Below are 21,629 nucleotides of genomic sequence, written 5' to 3'. Positions count from 1 at the left end.
GAGTAAATCAATTTTAAGTGCACGAGATAAGCCCCATTTATAGTGGGTGAATTACCGTTATCAAACGACACGCCGGGCAAAAGAAAAGGCCAACTGCGGACAGTTGGCCTTGAATGTGGTGGAGAGGAGGAGGATCGAACTCCCGACCTCCGCATTGCGAACGCGGCGCTCTCCCAGCTGAGCTACCCCCCCGACGCGTGAAAGTATAGCCTCAGCCGCGTGGCGCGAAAAGCGCGCCGAGGCGTTGCGGCAAATTGGGGCTCAGGTGGGCGGCCAGCCAGCCGAGCAGCATGCCGCTGCTGTTGGCCAGCACGTCGAGCGCGTCGGTCTGGCGGTTGGGGGTAAAGCCCTGCAGCCACTCGATGGCGATGCCGAACAGCACCACGGCGATAGCGAGTCGCCCGCGCCGCTGCAGAATCAGCTGCGCCCACCAGAACATCAGCACGCCGTAGCCGGTTAGGTGAACGATCTTGTCACCATGCGCCACGCCTGCGTTGAACGGCGGCGGCATCAGCGAGACGACCAGCGTGATGAGCATGCCGAGCCAGGCGCAGGCCCACCAAACACGATGGATGATCACGCCTGACGTGCCCCGGGTTGACGCTGCGCCCAGCGCAGCATGAGGACGCCGGCCACGACCATCGGCAGCGACAGCCATTGCCCCATCGAAAGGCCAAGCCCCAGCAGGCCGAGAAAGCTGTCGGGTTCGCGCGCGAACTCGGCGAGGAAACGGAAGCTGCCGTAGCCGATGAGAAAGACGCCAGAAATTGCGCCGACCGGGCGCGGCTTGCTGGAATACAGCCACAGGATCGCGAACAGCAGCAGGCCTTCGCCGGCGAACTGGTACAGCTGCGAAGGATGGCGCGCAATGCCGTCGCCGGCCTGCGGAAACACCATACCCCAGGGCAGGCTTGTGGCGCGGCCCCACAGCTCGCCGTTGATGAAATTGCCGAGCCGGCCGGCAGCGAGACCCAGCGGCACCAGCGGGGCGATGAAATCGGTGACGGCCAGCCAGCGCAATTTGTCACGGCGGGCGAACAGCGCCATCGCGAGGATCACGCCGAGAAAGCCGCCATGAAAGCTCATGCCGCCTTCCCACAATTTGAAGATGTTGAGCGGATGCTCCAGGTATTCCAGCGGCTTGTAGAACAGCACATAGCCCAGCCGGCCGCCAAGGATGACGCCGAGCACGCCGTAGAACAGCACGTCGTCGAGCTTTTTCGCGTCCCATCCAGTCCACGGCCGGTGGGCGATGCACCAGCGCCCGAGCAGGATGACCTGGGCGAATGCCAGCAAATACATCAGGCCGTACCAGTGGATCGCGACGGGGCCCAGCTGCAGGGCGATGGGGTCGAATTGCGGATGAACGAGCATGAGGTGTCCGGGTTGGGGCGGGGCGGGTAAAATGCCCGGCTGATTATAGATTGACTGAGTGACTCCCATGCCTGACTACCGTTCCTGGACGACTACCCGTGGCCGCAACATGGCCGGTGCCCGTGCGCTGTGGCGCGCCACCGGCATGAAAGACGGCGATTTCAACAAGCCGATCATCGCGATTGCCAACTCGTTCACCCAGTTCGTGCCCGGCCACGTGCATCTGAAGGACATGGGCCAGCTGGTGGCGCGCGAGATCGAAGCGGCGGGCGGCGTGGCCAAGGAATTCAACACCATCGCAGTCGACGACGGTATCGCGATGGGCCACGGTGGCATGCTGTATTCGCTGCCGAGCCGCGACCTCATCGCCGACTCGGTCGAATACATGGTGAACGCGCATTGCGCCGACGCGCTGGTGTGCATTTCCAACTGCGACAAGATCACCCCGGGGATGCTGAACGCCGCGCTGCGCCTCAACATCCCGACGGTGTTCGTCTCGGGCGGGCCGATGGAAGCCGGCAAGGTGATCTGGGAAAGCAAGACCATCAAGCTCGATCTGGTCGATGCCATGGTGTCGGCGGCGGACAGCAAGATCAGCGATGACAAGGTCAACCAGCTCGAACGTTCGGCCTGTCCGACCTGCGGTTCGTGCTCGGGCATGTTCACCGCCAACTCGATGAACTGCCTGACCGAAGCGCTGGGCTTGTCCTTGCCCGGCAACGGCTCGCTGCTGGCCACGCATGCCGACCGCAAGAACCTGTTCCTCGCCGCCGGTCGCCTGATCGTGAAGAACGCGCGCCGCTATTACGAAGAGAATGACTACTCCGTGCTTCCGCGCGCGATCGCCAGCTTCGATGCGTTTGAAAACGCCATCGCGCTCGACATCGCGATGGGCGGTTCGACCAACACCGTGCTGCACCTGCTCGCTGCCGCACACGAGGCCGGCGTCGATTTCACCATGGCCGACATCGACCGCATGAGCCGCCGCGTGCCGCATCTGTCGAAAGTCGCGCCGTCGATCCAGACCTATCACATGGAAGACGTGCACCGCGCCGGCGGCGTGATGGCCATCCTTGGCGAACTCGAACGCGGCGGGCTGGTGCATCGCGACCTGCCGACCGTGCTGTGCAAGACGCTGGGCGAGCAGATCGACACCTACGACATCCGCCGCACCACCAACCCGGACGTCAAGGAATACTTCCGTGCGGCCCCCGGCGGCGTGCCGACGCAGACCGCGTTCTCGCAGGATCGCCGCTTCGCCAAGCTCGACGACGACCGCGTCAACGGCTGCATCCATGACCTCGAACACGCCTACTCGAAAGACGGCGGCCTCGCCGTGCTGTACGGCAACCTCGCCGCCGACGGCTGTATCGTCAAGACGGCTGGCGTCGACGAAAGCATCTGGAAATTCTCCGGTCCCGCCCGCGTGTTCGAATCGCAGGACGCGGCAGTGGACGCCATCCTCACCGACAAGATCGTCGCCGGCGACGTGGTGGTGATCCGCTACGAAGGCCCGCGCGGCGGTCCCGGCATGCAGGAAATGCTCTACCCAACCTCGTATCTGAAATCGAAAGATCTCGGCAAGGTGTGCGCGCTGGTCACCGACGGCCGCTTCTCCGGTGGCACCTCGGGCCTCTCCATCGGCCACGCCAGCCCGGAAGCGGCCGAAGGTGGCACCATCGGCCTGGTGGAAGAAGGCGACATGATCGACATCGACATCCCCAAGCGCACGCTCAACGTGCGCGTGAGCGACGCCGAACTTGAGCGCCGCCGCGCCGCGATGGACGCCCGGGGCGCATTGGCCTGGAAACCGGCCAACCGTGTTCGCGCGGTGTCCCCCGCGCTGCGCGCCTACGCCTCGATGGTGACCTCGGCGGCCTTTGGCGCGGTGCGTGACGTGTCGCTGGTCGAGCACCCGACCGAGGCGCAGATTCATGCCGACCCGCTGGCGCGCTTCGCCATTCCTGGTCAGCTCACTTTCCGCGTCGGCGCGGGCGGCCTGACCTATGCCGACATCGACAACCACGGCGGCCGCGCGACGATCTGTCTGCAGGGCGCGCATGTGGTGAGCTTCCGTCCGAAATCGCAACACGAGCCGGTCGTGTGGGTGGCCGATGCCGCCAAGTTCGCGGCCGGAAAATCCATCCGCGGCGGCGCGCCGGTGTGCTGGCCGTGGTTCGGCGCGCACGCGACCGAAGCCGCATTCCCCGCGCACGGCTTCGCCCGCACCGTGCCGTGGCAGGTGACCGCCACACGCAAGCGCAACGACGCCAAAACCGAGATCACCCTGCAACTGGTCGACAACGAACAGACCCGTGCGCAATGGCCGCACCCCACCCGGCTGACGCTGACCGTGGTGGTGGGCGACAAGCTGGAGTTGCAACTTGCGACGACCAACACCGGCACGGCATCGATCCTGATCGGCGAAGCGCTGCACACCTATCTGCAGATCAGCGACATCGGCACGGTGAAAGTCAGCGGCCTCGAAGGCGCGACCTTCCACGACAAGGTCGACCACTTCGCCACCAAAAAACAGAGCGGCGCAATTGGCTTTAATGGCGAAGTCGACCGCGTGTACGTGAATACGCCGGCCGATTGCGTGATCGAAGACGCCGGCCTGAAGCGCCGCATTCGTATCGCCAAGACCGGCTCACTGTCCACCATCGTGTGGACGCCGTGGACGGAAAAGGCCGACAAGATGGGCGACATGGGCGCAGGCAAATCCGGTGCGGGCTGGCGCGAAATGGTGTGCGTCGAATCCGCCAACGCGATGGACAATCTCGTCAGCGTGGCGCCGAGCGAGACGCATACGCTGGCGGTGACGTACAGCGTCGAGCCGCTATAAACAAGGAGCAATCATGCGCGTGATTCTGGTGGCCAATCCCAAGGGCGGCAGCGGCAAGACCACGCTGTCGACCAATCTGGCCGGCTATCTGGCCTCCACCGGCAAACGGGTGGCGATCCTCGATCTCGACCGCCAGAAATCCGCCACCCACTGGCTGGCGATGCGCGACATGGCGCTGCCGGACATCGAATTGATGCGCGAAGGCCAGAATGAGGACAGCGACTGGCTGGTGATCGACTCCCCCGCCGGGCTGCACGGCAAGAATCTGGTGCGCGCGCTCAAGCTGGCGCACAAAGTGGTGGTGCCGATCGCGCCGTCGCTGTTCGACATCCGCGCCAGCCAGGATTTTCTGGCTGCGCTGCATGAAGAAAAAGCGGTGCGCAAAGGACACGCCTTTGTCGGCGTGATCGGCATGCGGGTCGATCCGCGCACCCGCGCCGGGGTCACGCTGGAAGGTTTCATGGAACAGCAGGAATTGCCGGTGCTGACCTACCTGCGCAATACGCAGGCCTATGTCAACGCGGCCTTCGAAGGCAAGAGCCTGTTTGATATGCCGCACCATCTGGTCGAGCGCGAACTCGAACAGTGGCAGGGTTTGACCGACTGGCTCGACCGCTGAGCAGGTCGGTCGGCAGACTTCAGTGCGAGGTCTGCTTCATCAGGTTGACCACCTGCGGCTTGGCCACGCTCTTGGTCGACGAACATGAACCATCGACCGACACACCGAGCTGCTGCTCGGCTTCGTGCAGCAGGTTGATCACGTCCACATAGAACTTGTCGTCCGCCATCATGCGCGCGGTGCGGCCGCCTTCGTTGGCCGCCAGCGCGTCGGCGCCGTTGTTGATCAGCCATTCCACCACCGCCGCGTCGCCGCCGCCGGCGGCCAGCATCAAGGGCGTGATGCCGAAGAAAATGCGCGCGTCGAGCGATGCGCCGGCTTCGTGCAGCACCTCGATCACCTCGACATAGCCGCGCTCGGTGTCGCCGTTGTAGGCGGCTTTCGCCAGCGCGGTCCAGCCCTGCGGCGATGTGGCGTGGACATCTGCACCCGCTGCAATCAGCACCTGCACCGCGGCCACATGGCCTGCGTGCGCGGCCTGCATCAGCGCCGTTTCGCCCGCCTCATTCACGGCGGCATGATCCGCGCCGGCATCGAGCAGGCTTTTGAGTTGGGCGGTATCGCCTGATTGAGCGGCGGCAAATAATTCCTGGGACATGAGAGGCTCCTGCGCATTGACGAATGGATCGAAGCGTACAATAGTTGACTAAATCAATCAACTATTGCGCGCTGCGTCGAATCCGTCATGAAAAACCGCCTTGCCACCGAGCCCAGCCCCTATCTGCTGCAACACGCCGACAACCCGGTCGACTGGTATCCATGGGGCCCCGAAGCGCTGGAAAAGGCCCGCCGCGAGAACAAGCCGATCCTGCTGTCGATCGGCTATTCGGCCTGCCACTGGTGCCACGTCATGGCGCACGACTGCTTCGAGGATGCCGAGGTGGCGGCGGTGATGAACCGGTTGTTCGTCAATGTAAAAGTCGACCGCGAGGAACGCCCCGACCTCGACCAGATCTACCAGTCGGCGCATCAACTGCTCACGCAGCGCGGCGGCGGCTGGCCGCTGACGATGTTCCTCACTCCCGACCAGACGCCGTTTTATGCCGGCACCTATTTCCCCAAGACCGCGCGCTACCAGTTGCCGGGTTTCATCGACCTGATGCAGAACATCGCCCGCGCCTGGCACGAGCGACGCGGCGACGTGCTGACGCAAACCGAAGCCGTGCGCAACGCGCTGACGCAGCAGCACCCTGCATCCGGCGCGCCGCAGGATTTGAACGCGGCGCCGTTCGCCGATGCGGTACGCGACCTGTCCGCCAACTTCGATCCAAAATGGGGCGGATTTTCTAAGGCACCCAAATTTCCGCGCCCCGGTGAGCTGCACTTTCTGCTACGCGAATACGCGCGCAACGGCCAGGAGGTGGTGCGCGACATGGCACTGTTCAGCCTCGACAAGATGGCCTCGGGCGGCGTGCGCGACCAGATCGGCGGCGGCTTCTGCCGCTACTCGGTCGATGAGCAATGGGCGATTCCGCATTTCGAAAAAATGCTCTACGACAACGGCCCGCTGCTGCACCTGTATGCCGACGCCTGGGCGCTGACCGGTGACCCGCTGTTCAGGGAAACCGCAGAGGATCTCGTCGCCTGGCTGCTGCGCGAAATGCGCGCACCGGAAGGCGGTTTCTATTCCGCGCTTGATGCCGACAGCGAGGGGCATGAAGGCAAGTTCTACGTCTGGACGCCCGATGAAGTACGCGCCGTGCTGAGCGACGAGGAATACGCCGTGGCCGCGCCGCTGTATGGGTTTGACCAGCCACCGAATTTCGAGAATGCGAGCTGGAATCCCATTCTCGCCCAAGCCCTGGACAGCATCGCCACCCAACTGTGGCTCAACCCGGACGTGGCCATGGCGCGCCTCCACAGCGCACGCGCCAAACTGTTCGCCGCGCGCGAAACCCGGGTGCGCCCGGGACGCGACGACAAACAGCTCACCAGCTGGAACGCACTGATGATCGGCGGCCTCGCCCACGCCGGACGCGTGATGGCGCGTGCCGACTGGGTCGACGCCGCGCAGGTCGCCCTCGATTTTCTGCATCAAAACCTGTGGCGTGACGGCCGCCTGCTCGCCAGCTACCAGCACGGCGAAGCGCGGCTCAACGCCTATCTCGACGACTATGCTTTCCTGCTCGACGCCCTGCTGGAAAGCCTGCAGGCCCGCTACCGCGAGACCGACATGGCCTGGGCATGCGCGCTGGCCGACGCCCTGCTGGCGCATTTCGAAGATACCGAGTCCGGCGGATTCTTTTTCACCAGTCATGACCACGAGACCCTGATCACCCGCCCCAAACCGGGCTACGACAACGCCACCCCATCGGGCAACGGCGTCGCCGCGTTTGCCCTGCAACGGCTGGGACACCTGCTGGGCGAAGCGCGCTATCTCGACGCCAGCGCGCGTTGCCTGCGGTTGTTCCAGGCGCAACTCAGTCAGCAGCCGATCGCATTTCCCACCCTGCTTGCGGTGCTCGACGAAGCCCTGGCGCCGCCGCGCATCATCCTGCTGCGCGGCCCGACGGCGGCACTGGGCGAATGGACCGCCACGCTGACGCCCCAACTCGGCCCGCGCGACCTGATGCTGACGCTGCCCCATGGCTTGAAGCTGCCCACTGCGCTGGCCAAACCCGAATCCGCGCAGCCCGCCGCCTGGGTGTGCAGCGGCACGGCCTGCCTGCCGCCAGTCAGCGAGCTATCCGCCGTGCTGGCCTGAAACCTCTATCAGCATTCGCTATTTGGAACTCGGCTCCGCGCCTGCTATCTAACAGGCAGTCCGTTCACCCGAGGAGCCGATCATGAATAGCCATGTCATTTACCACCCGCAGGCCGCAAAAATGGCGCTGCCGGGCATTCGCCAGGTGAGCGTTCAAGACACCCTGCAATGGCTGCGCGCCGGCATGCAGGACCTGCTCAAAGCTTGGCCGCTGAGCCTGTTTTATGGCGCCGTGTTTGCACTGCTGGGCTATGCCCTGGTGCACGGAGCGTGGGACCGGCCACATCTGGCGCTGGCGCTCACGTCCGGTTTTCTGTTTGTCGCGCCTCTGCTGGCGACCGTGTTTTATAGCCTGAGTCACCGCCTGGAACATCACCACAAGCTGCCTGCGCTGTGGGTGCCGCTGCTGTCGTGGCGCGCCAACCCCGCTTCGCTCGGCCTGTTTGCCTTGATGCTGGTGTTCGCGCTGTCGGTATGGGAACGCCTCTCGGCAATTCTGGTCGGACTGTTTCTCAACAGTTCGGGCATCGGCAATCTGGCCGATCTGCTGAGTCTGCAGACCCTGCAGCAGCACATCGATTTCGTGCTGGCCTATCTGGCATTCGGCGGCGTTCTGGCGCTGCTGATGTTCAGCCTGTCGGTGGTGTCGCTGCCGATGCTGCTGCACCGCAAGGTCGACTTTGCGACCGCACTGGTCACCAGTTTCATGGCAACCCGGCTCAATTTCCCGCCGATGCTGCTGTGGGGCGTGCTGATCGCCGGCTTGATCGCGATTGGCATGGCGACCAATTTCATCGCCATGGCCGTGATCTTTCCCTGGCTGGGGCACGCCAGTTGGCACGCCTACCGCGATCTGGTCGAAGCGACATAACGAGGTTTTATGCGGGTAGGCCATAAATACCCCCTCCCCGGCTTGCACCGGGTGGGGTTTTCCTGAATAGTTGCGGGGCGACGTTGTATCCGCACCAACCTGATTTCCACGGAGACTGTAAATGATGAAAACACTCGTGACGACCGCAGCATCGGCTGCCCTGTTGATGCTGTCCGGCATGGCCTCGGCCGACGGCATGGCGCTGGCGCAGAAGAATGCCTGCATGTCCTGCCACGGCATCGACAAGAAAATCGTCGGCCCGGCATACAAGGATGTCGCCAAGAAATACGCCGGCGACAAGGGCGCGCAAGCCAAGCTGGTCGCCAAGGTGAAAGCCGGTGGCAAAGGCGTGTGGGGCGAAGTGCCGATGCCGCCGAACCCGCAGGTCAGCCCGGCCGATCTGAACACGATCGTGGCCTGGATTCTGACGCTGAAGTAATTCATCCGGCACCGCCGCACAAGGCCGACCTCGCGTCGGCCTTGTCGTTTCTGGCGCGGCCATTTGCGGGTAGCCGGCGCACGACGGGCTTATGGTATAAATCCTGCGTTCAATTTCGATTGCGGAAAGCCAGACATGACACGCTTCACACTCAGTTTTGCGGCTCTGGCCGTTGCCGCCCTGATCGCCGGATGCGGCGACAAGCCCCAGCAAAATGGCGATCAGGTGGTCTTCATCGGCCAGGTGTCGCCACTCACCGGCCCGCAGGCGCACCTCGGCAAGGACAATGAAAACGGCGCCCGCCTGGCGCTGGATGAAATCAACGCCGCCGGATTCACCCTCGGCGGCAAGAAAGTCGTGCTCGAAATGAAAAGCGAGGACGATGCCGCCGACCCCAAAACTGCCACCACGGTGGCGCAAAAGCTGGTGGACGAAGGCGTGGCCGGGGTGATCGGCCATCTCAATTCCGGCTCCACCATCCCCGCTTCAAGGATTTATTCCGAGGGCGGCATTCCGCAGATTTCGCCTTCGGCCACCGCCGTCGCCTACACCGCCTCCGGCTACAAGACCGCCTTCCGCGTGATGACCAATGACGCGCAGCAAGGCAGCGTGCTCGGCAATTTTGCAGCGACCCAACTCGGCGCGAAGAAAGTCGCCATCATCGACGACCGCACCGCCTACGGCCAGGGCCTGGCCGACGAAGTCGAAAAAGCCGCCAAGGCTGCCGGCGCCGAAGTGGTGGCGCGCGAATATACCTCCGACCGTGCCACCGACTTCATGGCCATCCTGACCTCCATCAAGGGCAAAGCGCCCGACCTGGTTTTCTTCGGCGGCATGGACCCGCAGGCTGCACCGATGGCCAAGCAGATGAAACAGCTCGGCATGGGCGCGCAATTCCTCAGCGGCGACGGCACGCAGACGCCCAAGTTCATCGAGCTGGCCGGCGCCGATGCCGAAGGCGTCATCGCCTCCAACCCCGGTCTGCCGCTCGACGTCATGCCGGGCGGCGCGGCGTTCAAGACCAAGTTCGAAGCCAAGTACGGCAAGATCCAGAACTACGCGCCCTACGCCTACGACGCCATGTATGTGCTGACGGAAGCGATGAAACGCGCCGGCTCCAGCGATCCCGCCAAGTATCTGGCCGAGCTGCCCAAGACCGACCATCAGGGCGTGACCGGGCGGGTGCGCTTCGATGCCAAGGGCGACATCACCGGCGGCGCCGTGACGCTGTATCAGGTGAAGGACGGCAAGTGGGTGACGCTGGAAACCGTGTCCAGCCCTCAATAAGCGGCTTTCCCGGCTGCAGCGGGCGCCGCTGCAGCTTCCTCCCACATTCCCTTGCGGCACAGTCCGCGCGCCTCGCAATGCTGGCACATGCCATCGACGCCGCCAGCGGGCAACGCCGCGCCCGCGGCCATCGCGGCCAGCAACGCCGGCAGGCGGCGGCAGATCGCGTCGATATCGGTTTCCCCATCGAGTGCCAGCGACACGACCGGCGTTTCGTTGATCGGCAGATAGGCCGCAGCGGCCTCGGCCAGCCAGGCGTAAAACGGCAGCTGAACCGCCTCGGCAGGATTTTTGAGGCGGGCTTTCAGGCCTTGTGACGCACCGGTTTTATAGTCGATGACGGCCAGCGCCTCGCCGCCGCCGGCATCGGTGCGCCGGTCGACACGGTCGATGCGGCCATGCAGGGTGATTTCGCCCAGCCCGGCGACCGCGTACGGCATCTCGAATGCCGTTTCGCCCGACTGATAGCGCCAGCCCGCGGCCTCGCTCGCCAGCCAGGCGTCCACATAGGCGGGCTGAATGGCAGCCCAGCGCCGGGCCCAGACCGTCGCGGTATACGCCGGCAAGCCCGCAAATTCGGCAGCGGACACTTCGCCCAGGTACGCCAGGGCGGCGGCACGCTCGACCGGCGGCTGGCGGTCATGAAAGTTTTTGAGAATGCGATGCAGGGCGTTGCCGTAATCGCTCTTGTCGAGCGCATCGTCGGCTTCGTCGAGCTCGCGGATGCCCAGCACGCTTTTGACAAAGAACCGGTACGGGCAATCGAGCAGGGTCTGGTAGGCCGTGGGCGCATAGCGCTGCGGCAGTTGCGCGGCCTGCACCGCGGGTGCCGCCTGCGTGCAGGTGCTGGGCAAGGAACTGGAACAGGCCGGCGGCTCGGCGCCGCCCTGCTGCGGCAGGTCGCTGCCCCACGCGGCCAGATGCAGCGCCTGCAGACGCAGTACCAGCGGCGACGCGGGATTGGGTTCGTCGTCGTGCCAGGCTTGCCAGCTTAGCAAGGCATTGCCCTGACCAAGCAATTGGATCAGATCGGCGGTGGCCGCCGCGGCTTCGGCAGCCGCCGTGCTCAGGCCCAGCTGCGCGCGGGTGGCCTGGCTGAACAAGCCGGGCGCCGGCGCCGCCGGCAGGTGACGCGCGTCGGCGCCGATGACGGCGATCGCTTCGAACACGCGCCCGCGCGCGGCAGGCAGCGACGTCAGCACGATGCTGCTGGCCACGCTGGCGTCGCTGAAGTTCGCCGACTCCAGCGCCAGATTGAGCCAGCGCCGCCATTCGCCGAAGCTGTATTTTTCGCTGTCGTCGCCGAGATCCTGACGCAGGCTTTCCAGCGTCTCCAGCACCTGGGCGCCCGCGGCGTCAGCCTGCAAGCTGGCGTCGAGCTGAACGAGACTATCCAGCAGGCGGGCCACCCAGACAGCCAGCGGCGCGCGTGTCTGGGTAAATTTCTGGCGTGCGCCAAACAGCGCGGCCAGCCACGGCGGCAGCGCGCCAAACTGGCCCTGCGCCAGCCGCTGGATGTCGGCCATGCCCTGCGCCACCCCCTGCCGTCGCAGTGCGAGTTCGAGCTGCAGCACCGCATCCTGCCGCAGCGCCAGTTCACCCAGCAGGAAGGGCGACTTCAACAAGTCGAGCAATTCGGTATGCGGAAAGTCGCTCGCCACGCATTCGAGCCAGCGGTCGATTACCGCGGCGGCGGCCGTGGTCGACAGCGTCCAGCCGGTCTCGTCGGCCACCCGCACTGCCATGCGTTCGAGCAGCGCGCGCACGCGGCGCGCCGTCTCGCGGTCCAGCGCAATCAGCGCGAGGTCGCGTTTGCCATCCTGCAGCTGCAGCGCCACCCAGGTGGCAATCGCGCGCGCCTCGGCTTCGAGATGCGGCGCAGGATTCAGGCAGATGCGCGCCGCCACCGGCGTATTTGTGTAAGCGCTCGCCAACCCGGCGGCACGCACCACGATGGGAGGCTCGACGCACTGCCAGGCCTGCTGCAGGCTATGCGTCAGCGCGCTTGAATCGGTGGCAAGCTCAAACAGCGTGACCGCCGTGTGGCCGGCGCAGCGCTCGAGAAACTGCTGCTCAACTGCTGTCAGCGTGCCCAGCGCATAGCCGTACAGCGGGCGCGGCGCGCCCGCGAGTTGCGCCAGCACGCGCTCGAGCGCTGCCGCATAACGCGCCTGCGGGTCGTTGCCGCCGGTGTTGAGCGCCTGCCACACTGCCTCGATCAGCGCCGTTTCGCGGTCGAGCGCAGCCGTCTGCAGGGCGCGGATCTGCGAACCGACATCGCCGCCCAGCCGCGCGGCGGACAGTTCATCGGCCAAACCCAGCAATTCGTTGGCGAGCGCCCACTTGTCGACATTTCCCAGCCATGCCTCACGCCGCAGCACGCCATGCAGACGCGCCAGCCGCCGCGCCTGCGGTTCGCCAGGGCGGGCGTCCGCCATGTCCGCCGCCCAACTCTTGAGCGGCACGATGTGCGGTGGAATCAGTACAGGCAACCCGGCCGCCTGCGCCAGCAGCCGGGCAAAATCCTGCCCGGCGCGCTGGTTGGGGACAAGTACCGTCAACCCGGATAAATCGGGCAGGCGGTCAGCGTGGTGGTCGAGCAGGTGGCGGGCAACGGCGGCGGGCAGTGACGCGCCCTGCCGGTCGGGCTTCAATGAAATTGTGGCGATCGCCACAGGATTTCAGCGTTCCAGGTATTGCAGCTTGTCCTTCACGCCAGCCCACTCGTCGGCGTCGGGTAGCGGATCCTTGCGTTCAATGATGACTTTCCACTGCTTGGCGAGTTCGGCATTGAGCGCAATGAAGGCACGCTGGTCATCCGGCACGTCGTCCTCGGCATAGATCGCCTCGACCGGACATTCGGCCACGCACAAAGTACAGTCGATGCATTCCTCGGGGTCGATGACAAGGAAATTAGGGCCTTCGTGGAAGCAGTCGACCGGACAAACATCGACGCAATCGGTGTATTTGCACTTCACACAGGCTTCGGCTACAACATAGGTCATTCGTATTTACCGGATAGGGTTAAGGCTAGGGATCTGATACCCTGCCGGGAGAAACGCGCGGTTACTTGCAGGCGCTCATTTTGATGTAGCATATCGGCACAAATCCGATTTTTCCAGCATTACCTTCCACATCATCAGGCCGAGCCCGGCCATCCCCACTCTTCAATTTAGGAGCTTCACCAATGAGCGAACATGTTCATTACATATCCGACGATTCCTTCGAGCAGGAAGTCCTGCAAGCCGGCGTGCCCGTGCTGGTGGACTACTGGGCCGACTGGTGCGGCCCCTGCAAGATGATCTCCCCCATCCTCGACGAAGTCGCCAAGGAATACGCCGGCAAGCTCAAGGTGTGCAAACTCAACATCGACGAAAACCAGGCCACCCCGCCGAAATTCGGCATTCGCGGCATCCCCACCCTGATGCTGTTCAAGAACGGCAACGTCGAAGCCACCAAGGTCGGCGCGCTGTCCAAATCACAGCTCACCGCTTTCGTTGACAGCAACATCTAAGAAGGCGCTTTTACTGGGCGGCGAGCCCAGAGCGCCATCCGTGCCGGCCACCCCGGCTAAGTCCAAAGCCAAGGTCACGCAACCCGTCATCGATGCCCTTCCGGTCGCCCGCCCTGAAGGCGACCCCGACACAATCCCATCCGGTTCCCCACTCCCCCATCCGGCTCTTTCAAGCGAGCCCCTCCAGGCCCCGTCCATGTATCTTTCCGAACTCAAGCTAAAACCGATCACCGAGCTCCTCGAGCTTGCCGCCACTTTCAATATCGATAACGCCAACCGGTTTCGTAAACAGGAATTGATTTTCGCCATCCTGAAAGCGGTGGCCAAACGCGGCGATACGATTTTTGGCGATGGCGTGCTGGAAGTGCTGCCGGACGGGTTCGGATTTTTAAGGTCGCCGGAAACCTCTTACCTGGCCAACACCGACGACATCTACGTGTCGCCGTCGCAGATCCGCCGCTTCAACCTGCACACCGGCGACAAGATCGAAGGCGAAATTCGCACGCCGAAGGACGGCGAGCGCTACTCGGCGATGACCAAGCTCGACAAGATCAACGGCGAGCCGCCCGAGGCGAGCAAGAACAAGATCCTGTTCGAGAACCTGACCCCGCTGCACCCGGACGAACCGCTCAAGCTGGAGCGCGACATCAAGGCCGAGGAAAACCTCACCAGCCGCGTCATCGACATCGTCGCGCCGATCGGCAAGGGCCAGCGCGGCCTGCTGGTCGCGCCGCCGAAGTCGGGCAAAACCGTGATGCTGCAGCAGATCGCCCACGCGATCAGCTCCAACCATCCCGACGTCGTGCTGTTCGTCCTGCTGATCGACGAGCGCCCGGAAGAAGTCACCGAAATGAGCCGTACCGTGCGCGGCGAAGTGATCGCCTCCACCTTCGACGAACCCGCCAGCCGCCACGTGCAGGTCGCCGAAATGGTGATCGAGCGCGCCAAGCGTCTGGTCGAGCACAAGAAGGACGTGGTGATCCTGCTCGACTCGATCACCCGCCTGGCGCGCGCCTACAACACCGTACAGCCGGCCTCCGGCAAGGTGCTCACCGGCGGCGTCGACGCCAACGCGCTGCAAAAGCCCAAACGCTTTTTCGGCGCGGCGCGCAACATCGAAGAAGGCGGCAGCCTCACCATCATCGCCACCGCGCTGATCGAAACCGGCAGCCGCATGGACGACGTGATCTACGAAGAATTCAAGGGCACCGGCAACCTGGAAATCCACCTCGACCGCAAGATGGCCGAGCGCCGCCTCTATCCGGCGATCAACGTCAACCGTTCCGGCACCCGCCGCGAAGAGCTGCTGATCCCGCAGGAACTGCTGCAAAAGATCTGGGTGCTGCGCAAGCTGCTCTATCCGATGGACGACATGGAAGCGATGGAGTTTCTCATCGACAAGATCCGCGCCGCCAAAAACAACGCCGACTTCTTCGACTCGATGCGGCGCGGTTGAGCGACCGCTGGAAACCCCAACCCCATTGCCCCGCTAGCGCGGCAGCGGCGTCACCGCATCGACCAACGCCCCCGCCGCATCGGCGGTGACGTGCCCGCGATCGCGGCGCGGGTTGTACTCGACGATTTCCATCGCCACGAAAGCCGGATCGCCACGCAGGCGGGACAGCGCGCCGGCCAGTTCGGCGCGGCGCAGACCGCCGGGTGCGGGCGTACCCACGCCCGGCTCCTCGTCGGGATCGAGCGCATCCAGATCCACGCTCACGCCGAAACCGGCCGTGCCGTGCCGCACGATGGCGAGCGCCTCATCGAACACCGCCAGCAGCCCGCGCCGACGGATTTCGTCCATCGCGAACACCCGCACCCCCAGCCGCTGCAATAGCGCCGCTTCGCCCGCCTCGTAACTGCGCACACCGATCAGGCACACGTGCTCGGGGCGCAACTTGGCTTCCGTCCCCTCGATCGCGGTGAGTGCTGTTTCGCCATGACCGAGCAGACAGGCCAGTGGCATGCCGTGGATCTGTCCGCTCGGCGTGGTGTCGAAGGTGTGGCTGTCCATGTGGGCGTCGATCCAGATCAGGCCGATCGGCCCCCGCCCGGCGAGCGCGCGATGCACACCACTCCAGGTGCCGATGGCGCAGGAATGATCGCCGCCCACCACCAGCGGAAAATGCCCCGCCGCGAGCACCGTCGCCACTTCGGCAGCCAGCCGGGCGCTCAACGCCGCCACCGCGTGCAGCGGGGTATCGCGCGCTGCACGCGGCACGCGCAGGATCGCATCCCATTCCACGTGCTGCAGCGGCGTGTCGTGAAATACCCGGTAATGACGCAGCGCGTCCGGACCCTCGGCGGTAGCCGGATCGGGCGCGCCGGCGCCACTGGCGGCGCCGATGACGATGATGCTGCGTGGGGAGGAATCAGGGGCCGGCTTCATGCTGTCAGCCTAGCAGGCGCGGCGGCTTATCCCAGCCCGCCGAGGTTCACGTATTTGCTTTCCAGGTATGCGTCGATGCCGCTGCGCCCACCCTCGCGCCCCAGACCCGATTGCTTGACGCCGCCGAACGCCGCCTCAGCGGTGGAAATCAGCCCGGCGTTGATGCCGACCATGCCGTAGTCGAGCTGCTCCGTCAGACGCCAGGCACGCCCAAGGTCCCGCGTGTAGGCATAGGCAGCCAGCCCAAACGCGGTGTCGTTGGCCATGCGGACGACTTCGGCCTCGTCGCCGAAGCGGATCAGCGGCGCCACCGGGCCGAAGGTTTCGTCACGGCAGATCTGCATGGCCGGCGTGCAATGACTCAACACGGTCGGCTGAAAAAACTGCCCGCCGAGCGCATGACGGTGGCCGCCAGTGAGTAGCGTCGCGCCGTGCGCCAAGGCGTCGGCGATGTGCCTCTCGACTTTCTCCAGCGCAGCGGAATTGATCAGCGGGCCGGTTTCCACGCCGGACGTGAAGCCGTCGCCCACCTTCAGTTGCGCCACCGCGGCGGCGAATTTTTCGGCGAAGGCCGCGTAAATCGCGTCCTGCACGAACACGCGATTGGCGCACACGCACGTCTGCCCGCTGTTGCGGTACTTGCTGGCAAGCGCGCCGGCCACCGCGGCGTCGAGGTCGGCATCGTCGAACACGATGAAGGGCGCGTTGCCGCCGAGCTCGAGCGACACGTGCTTGAGGGTGCCAGCGCTCTGCGCCAGCAGCTGCTTGCCCACCGCGGTCGAGCCGGTGAACGAAACCTTACGCACCAGAGAGTGCAAAGTCAGCACACGGCCGATGGCTTTCGCGTCGCCGCTGACGACGTTCAGCACGCCCGGCGGCAGGCCCGCGCGCTGTGCCAGTTCGGCCAGCGCCAGTGCAGTGAACGGCGTCTGTGAAGCGGGCTTGGCCACCACCGTGCAGCCGGCGGCGAGCGCTGCGCCAGCCTTGCGCGTCAGCATCGCGGCGGGGAAATTCCATGGCGTGATCAAGGCCGCCACACCGAGCGGCTGCTTCAGGGTGAACATGCGGCGGTCCGCCCACGGCGACGGCACCACGTCACCGTACACCCGCCGCGCTTCCTCGGCGAACCACTCGATGAAGCTCGCCGCGTAGTCGATCTCGCCGCGCGCCTCGGCGAGCGGCTTGCCTTGCTCGCTCACCATGATCGCGGCGAGATCGTCGCGGTGAACGAGCATCAGCTCGAACCAGCGGCGCAGCAGCTGCGCGCGGGCCTTGGCGGTCTGGCCGCGCCAGCCGGCAAATGCCGCGTGCGCAGCCTCGATTGCACGTTCGACGTCTCTGGACGTGCAGCGTGGCGCATGGCCGACAATTTCGGCGTTGGCCGGGTTGTGTATGGCGAAGTGTGCGCCGTCGCTGGCATCGCACCATTCGCCGCCAATCAGCGCCTGTTGCCTGAGCAATGACGGGTCGGTGAGTTTCAGCATGGTGCCCCCCTGTTGTGCGCAAGACAACACGTATTGTGCCCGAGCCCGGGCGGGTCCCGCCGGTATTCAGTCTTGCGGAAAAGTCCTCGCCTGGATGCGCAGCCGGACTTCATCGCCAATGAAAGGCAGGCCGCTGTGCATGCCAAAGCGGGAACGCCGGAGGGTGCCGTGTGCTTCGGCCGAGCAGGTCTGTTTTGCGGAAGCCGGCGTCGAGCCACATTGAATGCGGGCGATCTCCAGCCGCATCGGCTGGGCCACACCCAGCATCGTCAGGCTGCCCTCGATCGCGGCCAGTCGACCCTGCTCGAACAGGAAGCGCTGGCTGCGAAAGACGATGCTCGGATAGCGCTCGACATCAAACCAGTCTGGCCCCTTGAGGATGGCGTCGCGCTCCTCGTTGTCCGTGTCGAGCGAGCGGGCATCGATGACGACTTCGAGGCGTCCGCTGGCTTGCCCGGCATCGTATTCGAGGCTGCCCTCGACGCGCGTGAAGCGGCCGCGCTCGGTGAAGAACCAGAGATGGTCGAGCGCAAATTGCGGGGTGGTGTGGCCGGGATCGAGCCGGTAGGTCGCGGCCCAGGCCGGCGCGGCCAGCAGCGCCAGGAGCAGTAACGTCAGTCTTCGGGTTCGCGGCATGGCTTTCCCTTCAGGCGCAAGACCCGCAGGAAGCGTAGCAGCGGGACGGCTAGCGCGTTTGCCGGGCCGCGTCTACGAGCGCTTCCAGGAGATCGATCAACTTTCGACCTGCTGCAGCGCGTGCGGTTTCATGCTCGGGCAGGGGCTGCACGACGATTCCGCGCGCAGCGCACGCATCCGCATCAACCAGCGCGGGCCCGGTGACGATGATGCGGACGAGCTTGTGCAACTGACCGATCGCTTCGGCATCGAGCGCGCACGCATGGGTGATCGCGGTGGTGGCCCAGAACAGCCGCGGCACGATATCGGCCGTTTCGCTGTCCGGGTATTCGCTCCAGTTGTGTTCGAAGCCCGGGATCGGCAGCTCGTCCGCGGTGAAGGCGGCGCGGTCGAGGAAGACGACGCGCTCCTTGCTACTCATCAGGCGCGACCGCTCATTTGCCGTTGCCGAGTGGGCTGCCGACCAGGCGTTCGAGGGCGCGCATGAGGGCCGACGAATCGAGTTCGCTGTCGCCGGCACCCATCAGCGCGTTCATCTGCTGCGCGATCAGCGCAGCGCCGGGCAGCGGGGTGGCGGTTTCCTGCGCGTTGTCCATGACAATGGCCATGTCCTTGTGGTGCAGCTTGACCTTGAAGCCCGGCTTGTAATTGGAGTCGAGCATGCGCTGGCCATGCACTTCGAGGATGCGGCTGCCGGCGAAGCCGCCCATCAGCGCCTCGCGCATCTTGACCGGATCGACGCCGTTGCGCCGCGCCAGAAGAATCGCCTCGGCGACGCCTTCAAAGGTGAGGCCGACCACGATCTGGTTGCAGCATTTGACGACCTGGCCCGCGCCGTGACCGCCGACGTGGACGATGTTCTTGCCCAGCACGTCGAACAAGGGCAGCACTTTCTCAAAAATCGGCGCGTCGCCGCCGACCATGATCGACAGCGTGCCGTCGCGCGCGGCGACTTCGCCGCCCGACACCGGCGCGTCGAGCATGTGCACGCCGCGTTCGGCCAGCGTTGCGGCGATGCGGCGGGTGGCAGCGGGTGCCACGGTGCTCATGTCGACGATGGTGTGGCCGGGTTTGGCGCCGTGCACCAGGCCGCGGTCACCGAAAATGATCTGCTCGACATCGGTGGTGTCGGACACGACGGTGAAGCTGATGTCCGCCTCGGCCGCGACTTCCATCGGCGTGCCCTTGCCGAGCGCACCGGCGACCAGCATCGGCTCGAGCCGATCGAAACGGCGCCCGTACACAAACAATTGATGACCCGCGCGCAGCAGGTTGAGCGCCATCGGACGCCCCATGATGCCGCTGCCGATAAATCCGATTTTCATGATGCGAGTCCTTTCACGACGACCAACCAGAATGGCAGCGTAACCAATCCGGCCAGCGTTGACCAGCCCATGATCAGCCCGGCCAGACGGGTGTCCAGGCCGAAGCGATCAGCCAGCGCGATGACCATCACCATGGTCGGCATGGCGGCTTCCAGCACCCCGGCCTCGGCCGGCTCGGTCAGCTTGCCCGGCAATGCCAGCGCGATGCCCAGCGCCAGCAGCGGCATCAGCGCGAGCTTGATGGTCAGCGACACATACACGGCTTTTTGCGGCCGCAGGTCATGCCACGGAATGGTCAGTCCCAGCACGAACAGCATCAGCGGAATGGTCGGGCTGCCGGCCCAGCGCGCCGCCTCGATCAGCGGCGTCAGCGGCAGGCCGGACAGGTTGACCGCCAGCCCGGCGGCAAAGCCCCATACCGGCGGCAATCTGAGCCACATCGACAGAAACGACGCGTGCTCGGTGTGCTTGCCGCAGCGAAAGGCGATCCATACGCCGATCGACCACGCCAGCGGCGTGGCGGCCAGCATGTCGGCAAAAAACGGATAGCGTGCGCCGGGCTCGCCGAACACCGTGGTGAGCAGGGGGTAGCCGAAAAACAGCACATTGCCGAAGCCTGCGGTCAGCATGATGGTGCCGCGCGCGGGGCGCGACAGATCGCGCCCGAGCGGGGTGGCGTACAACGCCAGTGCGGCCAGACCGAGGCCCGCCAGCGTGGCCAGCCCCAGAATCAGCGGCACCTGCAGCAGGCTCAGGTCGACCGTGGCCGCCGCGCCCGCTGCAAAAAACAGCATGGGTGCAAAAAAATTCAGCACCAGCCGGTTGATTTCGCCACGCAGGCCGACGATGGAAATGCCGCTTTGCCAGCGCGGCCAGATGCCGCCCGCTGCAATCAGCAAAGCCAGCGGCAGCAGGGTTTTCAGCAGCAGTTGCTGCGCAAGATCGGGGGACATGCGGAAAACAGGCAGCAAGGGGGGGCGCTCATCATAACGCCGCCGGCCGGCTGCGGACGGACGCCGCAACCGGGGTAAGGAGAGTTCAGGTACGTGAAGCGGGCGTGTGACGGTTGTCTGCGCGGTGCGCCGGGCTGCTCGATTCGAGCCACTGCTTGATCCGCGCGGCATCGCCCGCACGGCGGTTGGAACCGGTTGCGTCCAGCAGCACGATGATGACGTCGCGCTGAGCGACCTGCGCCTGCATCACCAGGCAATGCCCGGCTTCGTTGATGAAGCCGGTTTTGGACAGGCCGATGTTCCAGTCGTCCATGCGCGTCAGCCGGTTGGTGTTGTTGAACGCCACGCTGCGGTAATAGACCTTGGGCTGCTTGCGCTTCTTCTGCACCACCACGCGCTGGCCATCGAGGGTGTAATGCCCGGAGGTGCTGATATGGCGGATTTCCGGGAAGTTCTGGTACGCATAATCGGCCAGCTTGGCGAGGTCCAACGCGGTCGAACGGTTGTCGCTCGACAGGCCGGTGGGCTCGACATACACCGTGTCGTGCATGCCCAGCACGTGCGCCATGCGGTTCATGGTGGCGACGAAACGCTCCAGTCCGCCCGGATAGGTGCGACCAAGCGCGTGCGCGGCACGGTTGTCCGACGCGATCAGCGCCAGGTGCAGCAACTGGCCGCGCGTATAGCTGGCGCCCACGGCGAGGCGCGAGCCGGTGCCCTTCAGCGTGTCGCGATCCTCATTGGTCAGGGCAATGGATTCATCCATCGGCAAGCCGGCATCCAGCACCAGCATCGCCGTCATCAGCTTGGTGATCGAGGCAATCGGCGTTTGCATGCTGGCGTTTTTTGCCAGCAAGGGCTGCCCGCTGGCCTGGTCGAAGACCAGCACCGACTGCGCGGAAAGCTCCGGCATGTCCGTGTAGTAATCGGACTCGATGCGGGGCGCCGCCGACACGACCGCAGCCCCCGATGGGCTCCACTGCAGGGAAGCCTGGCCATCGAACGCGGCGGCACCGGCGTGTGCGCCCAACAAAATCAATCCGGCAAGTACAGTTTTCATATGCATCCGCTTCAATAGAGTGCGGCGGTGAATTCGCGCCAGTGTATCAATACGGACATTAGCCCCGAAACTTGAAAACAACAGTTCCCGGGGCACACGTAAATATCCTAACTCATGGATTGACGGTTT

The 21,629-nt window shown here is 64.9% G+C and carries 20 protein-coding genes and 1 tRNA gene; 8 read left to right on the top strand and 13 right to left on the bottom strand.

Annotated elements, in window-relative coordinates:
• Positions 1-116: 116 nt before the first annotated feature.
• The 3 genes from IV098_RS00830 to lgt form a co-directional block, all read right to left on the bottom strand.
• Positions 117-192: transfer RNA gene (locus tag IV098_RS00830), tRNA-Ala, on the bottom strand.
• Positions 193-211: 19 nt separating this feature from the next.
• Positions 212-580 carry a VanZ family protein gene (locus IV098_RS00825; RefSeq protein ID WP_296885487.1) on the bottom strand — a complete coding sequence of 123 codons (369 nt, stop codon included), beginning with the start codon at positions 578-580 and terminating at the stop codon, positions 212-214.
• Positions 577-1,374, bottom strand: a complete 798-nt coding sequence (gene lgt, locus IV098_RS00820) for a prolipoprotein diacylglyceryl transferase (RefSeq protein WP_296885485.1) — start codon at positions 1,372-1,374, stop codon at positions 577-579. The genes IV098_RS00825 and lgt overlap by 4 nt, the downstream gene beginning before the upstream one ends.
• A 67-nt stretch (positions 1,375-1,441) precedes the next feature.
• On the opposite strand from lgt, the gene ilvD reads away from it, so the two are divergent.
• Entirely contained in the window at positions 1,442-4,219 is a 2,778-nt protein-coding gene (gene ilvD / locus IV098_RS00815) for a dihydroxy-acid dehydratase (RefSeq protein ID WP_296885483.1), read from the top strand.
• A gap of 13 nt (positions 4,220-4,232) precedes the next feature.
• Positions 4,233-4,838, top strand: coding sequence for a ParA family protein (locus IV098_RS00810; protein ID WP_296885481.1), 606 nt, complete (start codon positions 4,233-4,235; stop codon positions 4,836-4,838).
• Between the two features lie 19 nt (positions 4,839-4,857).
• On the opposite strand, the gene IV098_RS00805 is transcribed toward IV098_RS00810, so the two are convergent.
• Positions 4,858-5,436, bottom strand: a complete 579-nt coding sequence (locus tag IV098_RS00805; protein ID WP_296885479.1) for an ankyrin repeat domain-containing protein — start codon at positions 5,434-5,436, stop codon at positions 4,858-4,860.
• A gap of 87 nt (positions 5,437-5,523) precedes the next feature.
• On the opposite strand from IV098_RS00805, the gene IV098_RS00800 reads away from it, so the two are divergent.
• From IV098_RS00800 to IV098_RS00785, 4 genes are all read left to right on the top strand, one after another.
• Positions 5,524-7,542 (top strand): thioredoxin domain-containing protein, encoded by a 2,019-nt coding sequence (locus IV098_RS00800; RefSeq protein WP_296885477.1) that lies wholly within the window; start codon positions 5,524-5,526, stop codon positions 7,540-7,542.
• Between the two features lie 82 nt (positions 7,543-7,624).
• Complete coding sequence (locus IV098_RS00795) at positions 7,625-8,413, top strand: DUF2189 domain-containing protein (protein WP_296885475.1); 789 nt, start codon at positions 7,625-7,627, stop codon at positions 8,411-8,413.
• Between the two features lie 124 nt (positions 8,414-8,537).
• Positions 8,538-8,852 carry a c-type cytochrome gene (locus IV098_RS00790; protein ID WP_296886314.1) on the top strand — a complete coding sequence of 105 codons (315 nt, stop codon included), beginning with the start codon at positions 8,538-8,540 and terminating at the stop codon, positions 8,850-8,852.
• Positions 8,853-8,987: 135 nt separating this feature from the next.
• Positions 8,988-10,139, top strand: a complete 1,152-nt coding sequence (locus IV098_RS00785) for a branched-chain amino acid ABC transporter substrate-binding protein (protein WP_296885473.1) — start codon at positions 8,988-8,990, stop codon at positions 10,137-10,139.
• Here the strand turns inward: IV098_RS00785 and IV098_RS00780 are convergent.
• Both IV098_RS00780 and fdxA read right to left on the bottom strand, forming a co-directional pair.
• A complete protein-coding gene (locus IV098_RS00780) occupies positions 10,133-12,814 on the bottom strand; it encodes a PD-(D/E)XK nuclease family protein (RefSeq protein WP_296885471.1) in 2,682 nt (893 codons plus the stop codon). The two genes, IV098_RS00785 and IV098_RS00780, sit on opposite strands and share 7 nt — an antisense overlap.
• Positions 12,815-12,820: 6 nt before the next feature.
• Positions 12,821-13,144 (bottom strand): ferredoxin FdxA, encoded by a 324-nt coding sequence (gene fdxA / locus IV098_RS00775; protein WP_296885469.1) that lies wholly within the window; start codon positions 13,142-13,144, stop codon positions 12,821-12,823.
• 182 nt (positions 13,145-13,326) lie between these two features.
• Here fdxA and trxA point away from each other — a divergent pair, with 182 nt between their 5' ends.
• Together trxA and rho are read left to right on the top strand one after the other, a co-directional pair.
• Positions 13,327-13,653 (top strand): thioredoxin TrxA, encoded by a 327-nt coding sequence (trxA, locus tag IV098_RS00770; RefSeq protein ID WP_296885467.1) that lies wholly within the window; start codon positions 13,327-13,329, stop codon positions 13,651-13,653.
• 196 nt (positions 13,654-13,849) lie between these two features.
• Positions 13,850-15,109, top strand: coding sequence for a transcription termination factor Rho (gene rho, locus IV098_RS00765; protein WP_296885464.1), 1,260 nt, complete (start codon positions 13,850-13,852; stop codon positions 15,107-15,109).
• Positions 15,110-15,142: 33 nt separating this feature from the next.
• Here the strand turns inward: rho and IV098_RS00760 are convergent, their stop codons facing one another.
• From IV098_RS00760 to IV098_RS00730, 7 genes are all read right to left on the bottom strand, one after another.
• Entirely contained in the window at positions 15,143-16,042 is a 900-nt protein-coding gene (locus IV098_RS00760) for an arginase (RefSeq protein WP_296885462.1), read from the bottom strand.
• A gap of 26 nt (positions 16,043-16,068) precedes the next feature.
• Positions 16,069-17,523, bottom strand: coding sequence for an NAD-dependent succinate-semialdehyde dehydrogenase (locus tag IV098_RS00755; RefSeq protein WP_367114166.1), 1,455 nt, complete (start codon positions 17,521-17,523; stop codon positions 16,069-16,071).
• A 69-nt stretch (positions 17,524-17,592) separates the two neighbouring features.
• The gene (locus IV098_RS00750) at positions 17,593-18,162 is read right to left on the bottom strand and encodes a YceI family protein (protein WP_296885458.1); all 570 of its coding nucleotides are present in this window, start codon (positions 18,160-18,162) and stop codon (positions 17,593-17,595) included.
• Positions 18,163-18,211: 49 nt separating this feature from the next.
• Positions 18,212-18,583, bottom strand: a complete 372-nt coding sequence (locus IV098_RS00745; RefSeq protein WP_296885456.1) for a hypothetical protein — start codon at positions 18,581-18,583, stop codon at positions 18,212-18,214.
• 13 nt (positions 18,584-18,596) lie between these two features.
• Positions 18,597-19,487 (bottom strand): 2-hydroxy-3-oxopropionate reductase, encoded by an 891-nt coding sequence (locus IV098_RS00740; protein ID WP_296885454.1) that lies wholly within the window; start codon positions 19,485-19,487, stop codon positions 18,597-18,599.
• A complete protein-coding gene (locus tag IV098_RS00735; RefSeq protein ID WP_296885451.1) occupies positions 19,484-20,440 on the bottom strand; it encodes an AEC family transporter in 957 nt (318 codons plus the stop codon). The genes IV098_RS00740 and IV098_RS00735 overlap by 4 nt, the downstream gene beginning before the upstream one ends.
• An 85-nt stretch (positions 20,441-20,525) precedes the next feature.
• On the bottom strand, positions 20,526-21,500 hold the full coding sequence (locus IV098_RS00730) for a D-alanyl-D-alanine carboxypeptidase family protein (RefSeq protein WP_296885449.1): 975 nt from the start codon (positions 21,498-21,500) through the stop codon (positions 20,526-20,528).
• Positions 21,501-21,629: the final 129 nt, after the last annotated feature.

This window comes from Thiobacillus sp. (genome assembly GCF_018780105.1).
Taxonomy (GTDB): Bacteria; Pseudomonadota; Gammaproteobacteria; order Burkholderiales; family Thiobacillaceae; genus Thiobacillus.
Note: the sequence above shows the minus strand (reverse complement) of the source record. Positions and strands in the feature narration are given on the sequence as shown.